Origin of the sequence: Pseudomonas sp. CCI1.1, assembly GCF_034348165.1 — a bacterium.
GTDB lineage: Bacteria > Pseudomonadota > Gammaproteobacteria > Pseudomonadales > Pseudomonadaceae > Aquipseudomonas > Aquipseudomonas paracarnis.
On sequence record NZ_CP133780.1, the window covers coordinates 1712740 to 1724578 of the forward strand.

At 61.6% G+C, this 11839-nt stretch carries 3 protein-coding genes; all 3 read left to right on the plus strand.

Annotated elements, in window-relative coordinates:
- Positions 1-37 precede the first annotated feature (37 nt).
- From RHM69_RS07400 to RHM69_RS07410, 3 genes are read left to right on the plus strand one after another with little or no spacing between them, the layout of a single operon-like run.
- Entirely contained in the window at positions 38-2674 is a 2637-nt protein-coding gene (locus tag RHM69_RS07400) for a Tc toxin subunit A (RefSeq protein WP_200600962.1), read from the plus strand.
- 34 nt (positions 2675-2708) lie between these two features.
- Positions 2709-7388 carry a neuraminidase-like domain-containing protein gene (locus RHM69_RS07405; RefSeq protein ID WP_200600960.1) on the plus strand — a complete coding sequence of 1560 codons (4680 nt, stop codon included), beginning with the start codon at positions 2709-2711 and terminating at the stop codon, positions 7386-7388.
- Complete coding sequence (locus RHM69_RS07410; protein ID WP_200600958.1) at positions 7385-11815, plus strand: SpvB/TcaC N-terminal domain-containing protein; 4431 nt, start codon at positions 7385-7387, stop codon at positions 11813-11815. The genes RHM69_RS07405 and RHM69_RS07410 overlap by 4 nt, the downstream gene beginning before the upstream one ends.
- Positions 11816-11839 lie beyond the last annotated feature (24 nt).

An 11839-nucleotide genomic window follows, 5' to 3' on the forward strand; every position in this document is an offset into this window, starting at 1 on the left:
TTGGCAGTGGCCGGGGGCTTTCAGGAGATTCATCACAATGGACACGCACTCCCCCACCTATACCCACCTGTTCAAAGAGGACTGGCACCTGCTGTGTTCGGCCTCTTCCATGGCGGCAATCGACTCCCCGATCGCCTACCTGAAGGCGTTATACCTGTTTGCCCAAGCGCTGGAAAAAAGCGGTAAAGGCAAACAGCCCAAGGTCACCCTCGACCAGCGACGCCCCGAACTCAAGACGCTGCCCCTGGACGAACGCAGCCTCAGCGCTGTGATTCCTCAACTCTCGATGATCAACGAAACCCTGTCCCGCCAGATTGACGTTCACCTCAAACAAACCCGTCGTGAATACCGCGGTCGCTCACTTGATGAGGTGCTCGGCAAGCAACGTTTCCCCTTCGTGCTGCCGTTCGAACGTGCGCATCGCCAGTGCTGGCTCGGTTTGTCCGGCAACAAGCCACAATTGGGCGAACTCAGTTACCGCATCAGCCTCAAGCTGCCCACCAGCCAGCGCGCGCAAAACACTTACGGCGTGGTCAGGCACGAGGCCTATGAAGCGCAACGTTTGCTGTCCGGGCTGAGCCCTGCCCAGCAGGTGTTATTGACCGAGCCTTTTTTAAAAAGATCAGGAGACGTACAGGCAGAGGATTTTTTTACCCAGCACTATGGCACCCAGCAGCAGCCCCTTGAGGAGTTGCCCCACTGGTTGCAAAAAACCGGACTCACCGCCGATCAGACCGAAGCGCTACTGGCCTGCGGCAAGTATGTGCCGGTGCTGTCGAGCAATGTTCTGGCAAGCGCCCTGCCAACGCCGCCGGCCAAGCTGCGCCTGCACGACGGTGCTGCGTACGTGAACGGGCCGATCACCGAGGCTGGCGCGACCCAGTCGCCCCTGTCGATCACTACACAGGACAAGGGTGCTGCGCGCCTGCGCAATACCTCATGGGAACGTTACCAGCGCCTGCACCGAATGATCCGCCTGCAACGCTGGACGCAATTGCCCTTCGACGCACTCGACGCCCTGTCAACGAGCGTCGTGCGGCGTGAACACGAGGGCGACCCGGCGCGGCCCGCCAACGACAATACCCTGCGCGCACTGGGCGTCTATCGCTATCTGGAGCGCCGCTACAGCCTGTCATTGCAAGCCTTTGCGGCCGTGCTGGATGAGATACCGGTGTGGGCACCCGGTACTCGCCTGTCGCTGTACGACCAGTTGTTCAACCCCGGCCCGTTGCCAGGCCAGGCATTGACGCTGGACAGGCCGACCCTGGCGCTGAGGGAGGAAATCCCGACAACCCTGCGCCACCAGCTCTGCACCGGCCTGCACCTGAGCGATACCCCGGATTCGTTGCACTGGCTGATCAAGCAGGCCCGCCAGCATCTACCCGCTGCTTGCCCGACGATGACGTTTTATAGCGCGCTGTATCGCCAAGCTCGGATCGCGCAGTTGTTCGGGCTGTCAGTGCTCGATAGCTACCATGTGGCGGCGCTGCTGGGCGGTAAGGATTACACCGGCCAACTGGTCAACCCGAGCCTGCGTCGCTCGGGCGTGAATGCACCTGCCGACCTGCTCGATGTGCTGATGCAAATGGACTGGCTGGTCCGCTGGCTCAACGACACGGGTCAAACGGTCGATCAACTTCGCCGTCAATTGCTATTGGATGCCCAATCTCCACCGCCCCACGTGCAGACGTACATCACCCAACTCGATGAGGTGGTCGAACTGACTCGGCATGGCCTGTTGGCGCAAGAAGACCTCGCTGACCTGTCATTGCCCCAGCCCGAGCCTGACACCAAAGCGGCGCCCATTGCCTGGCATGCCCTCATCGTACAAGGGCTGCTGCACAGCCAACCGCTGCTCAAGCCCGCGCCGCCCAAAGAACTGCCCAATGGGCTGGTGCAGCTTATCGAAGCCCAGACGCTGAGCCTCAACCCAGAACGCAACACGGCTCTGCACAGCGATGCCAGACAGGCAGTGACCAAGAAGCTCGGCGCGTTCTACCAACAAATGCAGCCGCTTAAAGCAAACATCGACACGCTGCTCAACGCCCCCTCACACCTTGCCGGTGACGCCTCCGCGTACCTGCAATGGCGCAAACTCGTGGTTCGACAAATTGCCCGAACCGCCACTGCCGAATCCACCACGGAGCTGCACAAAAATGTACTGCTGAGCCTGCCGGATGCCGAAGTGTCCTTGGGTCTGGCAGTGAGCCGTGAGGCCTTGCAGGCCTTTGTGCTCCATCCGCACTGGCTGAGCCCGGACCACACCGCGGCCTCGCTGCTCAAGCTGACGCTGAGCACGCTGTACCTGCTGCAACGCTTTGCCCATTGCCTCAGTACCTACGGACTGGCCCAGGACAGCGTGCTCGCTTATTTGCAGCGCGCCAATTCATCCTCCGTTGAAGGCTCCGCCGTATCTCACGATGGGGCTTGCACTTCGCAACTGGCCGCATTGCTCAAGTGGGATGTCGATGAAATCAACCTGCTCGTTGAATCCCTGCCTGCCAAACAGGTGAAGACCCTGGCCGACCTGGACTGGCTCCTGCGTTGCCATGAAGCCGTCAGGCTCACCGGCCTCTCCGCCAACGCCTTGCTCAAGGCTGCCGACCTGCATGCCACCTTGATGAATGAAGACTGGCAACACGTTGGCTCGGCATTGATCGCCACAGCCCCCTAACCCCGTTGTATTTCGCCTGGTTCAAGGAATGACCATGTCTGACACCCTCACCCACCACCTCAACGAACACCTGCGCGACGCGATGCTGGGGTTCTACCTCAACAGCGTGCTGCCTGAAGACACGGCAGTGGCCGATACCGTCAAGACCGTCGACGATGTCTATACCTATTGGCTGCTCGACCCCCAGGTCCGCCATACGGTGCCCACCACCCGTGTCGCCAGCGCCATTGCCAGCCTGCAGCAGTACATCACTGGCATTTACCTGGGCCTGGAGCCCGGCTACGACGAACAGGGCATGAGCGCTGTCGAGCAGATCGAGTGGCGAGACCAGTTGCTGTCCTATTCACTGTGGCGTGCCCACCAGCAACTTCAGCACTACCCGGCCACCTACCTGAGCCCTACATTGCGCCATGGCAAAAGCGACAACTTCAGGCAACTGGAGAACCAGCTCAACCAATTTCGTATCGAGCCTGCGCCGCTGCAGACAGCCGTCCACAGTTACCTCAGCCGCTTCGAAGCACTTGCCAACATCAAGACCCTCAATGGTTATATCGATGGTGATAAAGACAGCTTTGCCAGCAGCACTTATTACTTCACCGGCAAGTCCAGTCCGGAAAACACCTATTACTGGCGCACGCTGAAAATGGCCTCGGGCGACGCGACCACTCCGCCAGCCTGGTCCTCCTGGCAAAAGATCCCGCTGTCGATTGACGATAACGTCCCCGAACAGACGATTCGCCCGGTGGTGTTCAACGGGCGCCTCTTCGTGGTGTGGGCCCAATGCATCAACCCGACGTCGTCGTCGAGGGACATCACCCGGATCGGGCGCGGTGATGTTGAATCGGAGAAGGAATACCAGCAACGGCTGGAAACCCGGATAAAGACCACCTATCTACAGTTGCGCTTGTACTTTTCCTATAAAAAACTGGATGACAGTTGGAGCGTGCCGCAGGCCTGCATTCAGGAATACAGCCTGGCACAGGGCCTGGATGACTTGAGCTCGGAAGACCTGATGAGCGCCACTGCGTCCATCGCCGTACTCGATTCAAAAAGCCAACCGCCGTCACTGTTCCTGGGCCTGAGCGCACAGCCGAACCATCAAACGGCTTCCCCGCACAACGGCGTGCATCGGCATTTCTTTCAAGCCGTACGGCTGGATCAGCACTTCAACGTCCATTGGCTTGAAACCCAGGGCAGCACTCGGCGGATGTTCTACTGGCATAAAGAGGCTGAACTGGCCGGGCGGTACCTGGCCCTGTTCGGGCACCACAACAGGGCCAGATTTCAATTCAGGGCGCCCGACACGGTCCAGGTCAAAGTCCACTCCCTGACCAACGACGCGCCCCATGGCACCACCCATGGCTGGAACTACGAAGACAATCAACAGCATATCCGCAGTCTTTCGGCTGAGAGCGATATTCGGTTCAACCGAACAACGTCAGTACTGGAGGTCACCACCCGCCTGGCGAAACGCTTCGAACCGCACCGCACTGTCAGGTTCAGCAAGGCAGACGCACTGGTCAATTTGACCATCACCCTCAGCAGCAGCGGTCCTGCCCAGAACGAGACGCTGGCGTTAGGCCCCACCGCCGAGATTTTCCTGGAGGGCGCCAAGCTGGCAACCTTCTCCAACGTGCGCATCGACTTGACCCTCAAGTGCAATGAGACCGGCGTCAGCTATGCCCAACTTATAAAAAATGCTGCGAATCAGCCGACGACCTTTACCCTGCCGCAAATTGAAAAAGATGAAGAAAACCCGAAAAGCACGACATTCAATCTGCGCGACCAACGCATTAGCCAAGAAGCCTTCGACTATTTTTTCAATACGCCAGACGCCACCTATACCGTCACCCTGTCGTTCTACAACAATCAGGCGCAGACCAGCAGCCATGCCTACGACTTAGTACTGGACAAGGTCCAGGTCCAGCAGAAACAACGCCTGTACAAACCCGTGTTGATGTATCCCAAACAAGGACACAGCGCTTTACCGGAAAGCCCTCACCGCAATAACACGGTACTCGTCGGCCTGGCAGACGCTTCTCGGCGCACCCTGCGCGACACGTTCACTGAACTCTCCGAAACGCACACGCTTGAGGCGCAGATCGAACTCTCCCCCACGACCTTGCACCCCTACGACGAGGACTCCACTGACACGACGGCTTCCACATTGACGCTGATTCACGGCGTGTTGCTGCTGGAAAGCGATGTGCATTACCCCGACCCCATCATCCTGGGCTACGCGCTGAAAACCGCGACCTTCACCCTGCCGCCCGATAACAGCACCCCCATCATTCCACTGGCTCCGTTTATCCGGCGACTCGCAACCCCGCCCTATGGCGCGGCAGAATTCATTGACTTCGACGGGTCCACGATCGAGTCGATCGATAAGCCTGAAAACAAACGAGCGCCCATACGCACCAACACCTGCGTGGCCGGGCTGCTGGCAAAAACCGCGGGCGCAGGTTTGCATGAGCTGTTTGCCTTGGCCCCGGATGCCTGGCGCGAGCCGCCATTGCCAGGCGAGGAAAAGCCCAGCCCACTGGACTTCCACGGCCCCCATGGCACCTATTACTGGGAGTTGTTTCTTTACCTGCCCTGGCTGTTGGCACAACGCCTGAACCAGGAGCAGCAATACGCCGAGGCCGAAACGTGGATACGCTACGTGTTCGATCCCGTCCACCCATCTGACGTTTGGCGCCTGCCCGCGCTGCTTGCCAGTGCGCCACAACGCCACAACGCCTCTGCCCTGCCCCACCCATTGGCGACAAGCAGCGCGGTACATTTTCGTCAGGCGCTGTACCTGTTGTACGTCGACATCCTGCTCAATCGCGGGGATGCGGCGTACCGGCAAATGACCCGTGACGGCCTGGCCGACGCCAAGTTGTGGTACATCCGCGCCAAGGGCTTGCTCGGGCCAAGACCGCCGCTCAACCCGGTCGATCCCTGGGCAGCCACGACCCTGGACAAACTGCAAAACCCTTCCACGCTCGACAGCACGACAGTACCTGCGGGCACCTCGCGGCTGTGTCGATCCCTGAGCCCTGATCTGCTGCTGCGCTGGGACAAAATCGAATCTCGCCTGCACAACCTGCGCCATCACCTGGACCTGACCGGCAAACCCTTGAGCCTGCCGCTGTACGCCGCGACCCTGACGCCTCAAACGCTGCTTGCCGCGTACCAGCAAGGTTCGGTCGGCGCCAGCCTGCGCCCGTCGCTGCGCACCGCCCAGGCCGCGCACTACCGCTTCCAGGTATTGCTGGGACACGCCTTGCAAGCGGTCGACAACCTGATCCAGTTGGGGGCGACCTTACTGTCGTTGTTCGAACGCAAAGAGCAGGCCCAGTACCTGGAAACCCAGCAGCAGCAAGCCTGGGACTTGGCGAGGCTGGCCGTCGAGCAACAGGCCCAGGCCGTACAGTTCGATGCGAGGAACCAGCAAGCGCTGCTGGCAGGACGCCGCATGGTCGAAGCGCGGGTGACGTTCTTCGAACAGCAGCTCAAGCGAGGCATCAGCCCGGCCGAGGCCCAGGCCACCCAGGAGTACCAGGACAGTGCGCGCTGGGACACCGCCGCCGCCGTGGCACAAGCCGGCGCGGGGCTGGCGATGCTGATACCGAATATTTTTGGCACCTCCAACGGCGGCGTGCGCTACGAGGGCGCTTTTCACGCCCTGCACGCGACGGCCCAAGGCATTGCCAATGACAAGCGCGCCAACGCTGCCCACCTGGACCGCACCGACCTGTTTGCCCGACGCGCCGCCGAGTGGGCCCATTCGTTGGAACAGGCACGCCTTGAGCTGGCCCAGGTCGACGCCCAGCTGCAGGCTTACACCGAACAGCAAGCCCATACCCGCTTGCAACTGGGCCTGGCCCAGACCAGCCTGGCCCAAGCACGAAGCCTGTACGACCAGCTCGGCAAACGCTTTACCAACGCCCAACTGTATCAATGGCTCAATGGCCAACTTTCCACTTTCTACTACCAAGCCTATGACTCGACCCTGTCGCTGTGCCTGGCGGCCGAGGCCTGCTGGCAGGAAGAACGGGCTCAGTGGGACAAGCACTTCATTCAAACCCAGCATTGGACCCATCAATATCGCGGCTTCAGCGCCGGGGAAGCGCTCAAGCAAAACCTACTGAGCATGAGTAACGCCTACCTCACCCACAACGAACGTTTGCTGGAAATCACTAAAACCGTGTCGTTGCGCCATCTGCACAGCCAAGACCCTGTGGCCACGCGCGACATGCCCTGGGCCGCGCTTAAAGCCGACCTGGTAAAAACCGGCGCCTTGACCTTTGAACTGACCCTCAAGCTGTTTGACGACGACTACCCAGGCCATTACCTGCGGCGTATCAAGCACGTCAGTGTGTCCCTGCCCGCCACGCTGGGCCCCTATGAAGACATCAAGGCCATCCTGACCCAAACCGCCAATACCACGTACCTCACCCCCGCGGCCAGACACACCGACGCTGCGGTAAAAAAAGACCTGCGCGCCAAACAGCAAATCGCCCTGTCCAGCGGGCTCAACGACAGCGGCCTGTTTACCTTGAACTTCGACAGCGACGAGCGTTACCTGCCGTTCGAATACACAGGAGCGATCTCCACCTGGCAACTGATCTTTCCCAACCATGCCCGGCAAAACGCCCTGCTCGAATCCCTCACCGATATCATCGTGCACCTGCGCTACACCGCTAAAAACACCGGAGGTCAACGATGAGCGTGCGGCCGCCCGAACTCTTGGAACCGAAGATTCCTGCGCTGCCCAAGGGCGGTGGCGCCATCCAGGGCCCCGGCGCGCAATGGGGTGCCGTGGGCACACGGGGTGAGGCGTGCCTGGAGGTGCCCTTGCCCATTTCGCCGGGCCGTGGCTTCACGCCGGCCCTGAGCCTGGGTTATCGCAGCGCCCTAGGCAACGGGCCCTTCGGCCTCGGCTGGGCGATGTCGGCAGGCGCCATCAGCCGTGATACCCGCAAAGGCGTACCGGCCTACGGTGATGACGACCGTTTCATCAGCCCCCAAGGCATCGACATGATCCCTGAGCGTGATGCCGACGGCGCAATTCAGGCCATCACCTGGGACCACTATAACGGCCTGGCCCTGGATGAACCCCACCGAGTGGTGCGCTATTTTCCGGTGATAGAAGCGCGCTTCGACCGTATCGAGCATTGGTCTTGTGACAGCGACAAGGCCGGGTTCTGGCTGGTTCAGGGGGCCGACGGCTGCGTGCACCTGTTCGGCAAGACTCTGATCGCGCGCTGTGCAGACCCAAACGACGGCCTACGTGTTGCCCAATGGCTGTTGCAGGAAAGCCTCAACCCTTTGGGTGAGCAGATCTATTACCACTACAAACCAGACGACCAGCCGCCAAGCGCCGCCAGGGACTATCGCGCCCAGCGTTATCTGGCGCGGGTGTGCTACGGCAACCTCAAGCCCCTTGAGCATCTGGCGCTGTGGCGTGCGGACACCCTCGCTGACAAGCAATGGCACTTCGAACTGCTGCTGGATTATGGCGAACGCCACACCGGCCTGAGCCAAGTGCCGACCTATGCCGAACAACATGCCTGGCCGATCCGCAACGACCCGATCAGCAGCTATGCCTATGGCTTTGAGCTCGGCACCCTGCGGCGGTGTCAGCAAGTGCTGATGTTTCATTACTTCCCCGACGAGCCGAGCCTGGGCGTCGAGCCGGTGCTGACGCGGCGTCTATTGCTGGAGTACACCCATCGCCACGCCATCGGCAGTTGCCTGAACGCTGTGCACAACCAGGCCTTTGACGCCCAAGGGGACGCCAGTGCCTGGCCGCCTCTGGAGCTGGCCTACAGCGCCTTCGTGCCGACGCTGGACGCCGCGCGCTACCAAGCGTTCGACGCCATGGCGGGCATCAACGACGGGCAGCATTATCAACTGGTCGACCTGTACCGCGACGGTTTGCCGGGCATCCTGCACCGCACCGATAAAAGCTGGTACTACCGCGAGCCGCTCAGGGCCCCCGGCCGGGCCAGCAGCAATGCGCTGATCTATGGTCCATGGCAGGCCCTGCCACGCATCCCCCTCGCCGATACCGCCCAAGCCACGCGCCAGGCACTGGCGGATCTTGACGGCGATGGGCATCTGGAATGGGTGGTGGCGCAACCAGGGCTGAGCGGTTTTTTCAGCCTCGACTCGCAGCGGCAATGGTCGGGTTTCGTGCCTTTTGCGGCGATGCCCCAGGAGTTTTTCCATCCCCACGGGCAACTGGCCGACCTGATGGGCAGCGGAAGGCTGGACCTGGTTCTGATCGGCAGCCGCAGCGTGCGCCTGTACGCTCAGCGCCAGGACGGCGGGTTTGATCCTGGCCAGCAGGTGCGCCATGCGCCCGACGATGAGGGACTGCCAACCCTCAGCCATTCGCCGGCCGAATTGATCGCCTTTTGCGACCCCCTGGGCAGCGGCCAACAACACCTGTTGCGCATCCGCCATAACGAAATCAAGTGCTGGCCCAACCTCGGCCGTGGACGCTTCGGCAAAGGGTTTGTCTTCGCCACGCTGGCGTTCGACCACGCCAGCTTCGATGCCGAGCATATTCGCCTCGCCGACCTGGACGGCTCAGGCGCGGTGGACCTGATTTACCTGGCGCCTGAACACATACAGATCTATATGAACCGCGCCGGCAGCGGGCTGGCATCGGAGCCACTGACACTGCGTTGGCCCGAGGGCGTGCGCCATGACGCGACATGCCAGGTCAGCTTTGCCGACCTTCAAGGCCTGGGCTGTTCCAGCCTGATCCTGAGCGTGCCGCACATGACACCCCAGCACTGGCGGTATGACTTCGTCAGTCTCAAACCGTATTTGTTAACCGCCACGCTCAACAACCGGGGGGCCACCACCCAACTGAGCTACCGCAGCAGCGCCCAGGAATGGCTCGACGAAAAACAGCACGGGCAAACCCTGGGAGTGCCTCGAGGCAGTAGCCTTGCGTTCCCGGTACAGGTGGTCAAGCGGCAACAGCAAAAGGATCTGGTCAGCCGTAACCGCTCCACCCAGTATTTTCGTTACCGGCAAGCCTGCTACGACCGTGAGGAACGCCAGTTCATCGGCTTTGGCCTGGTGTTGCACACCGAACAACCTCCTACGGCCGATGCGCCGCCTGGGGTGTTGACCAAACGCTGGTTCCACACCTTTGAGCCCTCGCAGGAGGCTTTTTACCCGGGCGACCCGCAGGCGCCCGCGCTGGGGCCAACCCTGCTGGGCCAGTTGGAGGCCGGGCGCACAGGAGATACGCTGATCGCTACGCCCGGCGCAACCACCCGCCGCGCGATGCAGCGTGCATTGGCGGGTAGCCTGCTGCGTGAAGAGGTATATGCAGCCGCCGACTCGCCACCACAAGCAGTGCCGTATTCGGTGCAGCAACAGCGCTATTTCATACGCCAACTAAGCCCGTCGGCCAAGGCCGGCGAACCGGCGGTGCTGCTGCCACTGTTGCTGGAGTCGCTGACCTGTCGCTACGAGCGCCAACCGGGCGACCCATGCTGTCGGCATATCCTCAATCTGCGCTGGGACTGCTACGCCGGCAATCTGCACAGCGTGGTGGTCGACTACGCTCGTCGCAAGACAGCCAGCGACGCCCCACCGCCGGGGCCGGCCCACGAGCAGCAGTGGTGGCGTGACGCGCATGATTCGGCGCAGCAGGCGTATTACCTCAACGAAACCCGCGCCCGCTTCATTCACCTTGACGCCGCGCAGCGCTGGCGCTTGCACTTGCCCTACCAGCAACGACGCAACGTGCTGGTCCTGAGCAAAGAGGCGTTAGCAATTGAAAAAATAAGCTATGAACACTTCATTGCGCAGGGCCCGTCCGCTCCACTGGGAACAGCGGCCGAACGCAAGCTGGGGGGGCTGTCGGTGCAGCATTACTGCGTGGCGGAGCACACCGCCCCCTTGCCGGCCGGCACCGCAAGTTTTCAGGCGCTGCCCGCCTATATCGAGACAGCCGAACTCGATCAGCAAGCGCTGGAGGTGTATGAGGGCCGCCCTGTCGCTGCCACGCTGAGTGCACAGCACTATCGGGCCATGGCCGCGTTCCTGTCACCGGCCCCCGGGCAGGGCGAGGCTATCACCCTGTGGTCGCTCGGCCAGGGGTACACCCGTTACGGCCAGGCTGAAATGTTCTATCGGCCTCGTCGGCATCAGGCGAGCCTGAGCCATGGGTTCACGCAGTCCGAGTACGACCGCTATGCGCTGTACATCATCAAGGTGCAATTGGCGGACGGCTGCACGACCCAGGCGCAGTACGACTACCGTCTTGGCCTGCCGGTGACGGTGACTGACGCACAGCGTACGCAACGCTACGCGCACTACGACGCCCACGGGCAGCTGCTGGCGACCGGCCTCAAGGGAGAGGAGCAAGGAAAGCCCGTCGGCCATGACGCCCAAACGCCCTTCATCCGCACGCCCGATACGGGCCCGGCGCAGGCTCTGGCTGATCCGAAAGCGGCGTTGTTCAACGCTCAAAGCGCGTGTTTCTACGACGTGTTCAGTTGGATGGGGCACATTCCACCCGCCAGCATCCAGGCGCAATGGGTAAGCAACGGTTACCTGCTGCCCAGCGGGCACATTCGTGCCTCGGCGTTGGCACGCCTGAACAGCCTGAGCGCTGCGCTCCCCCATCATCAAACCCTCAAGCGCCTGATTCAGGCGGCCAGGCAAGTGCCGGTGCACGTCGTGGTACTGCACGCCGACCGTTGGCAAGGCACGTCGCCAACCCCGCAGATTCAGGTCGCTCTCGCCTTCAGCGACGGCTTTGGCCGCGTGCGGCAAACCCAGGAAAAGGCGCAACCAGGCCCGGCCTTTGCAGTCGATGACGCCGGTATGTTGAGCGCGGGTGCCGAGCCAATCGACGCCACTCGCCGTTGGCGGATCAGCGGCCGTGTGGAGTATGACAATCAAGGTTGCCTGGCGCGCACCTGGCGACCTTACTTTGCCGACCGTGCTGGCTATATCGACGATGCGGCCTTCAACACCTTGCGCCCCAGCGAGCAACATTTTCATGACGCGTTGGGACGCCCGGTGCGCGTGGTCAATGCCAACGGCGACACACGGCGCCAGACCTACTGCGCCTGGTACAGTATCGCTGAGGACGAAAACGACACCCACGCGCCGGACTGACAACAGAGCCGGGCCGTTACACGG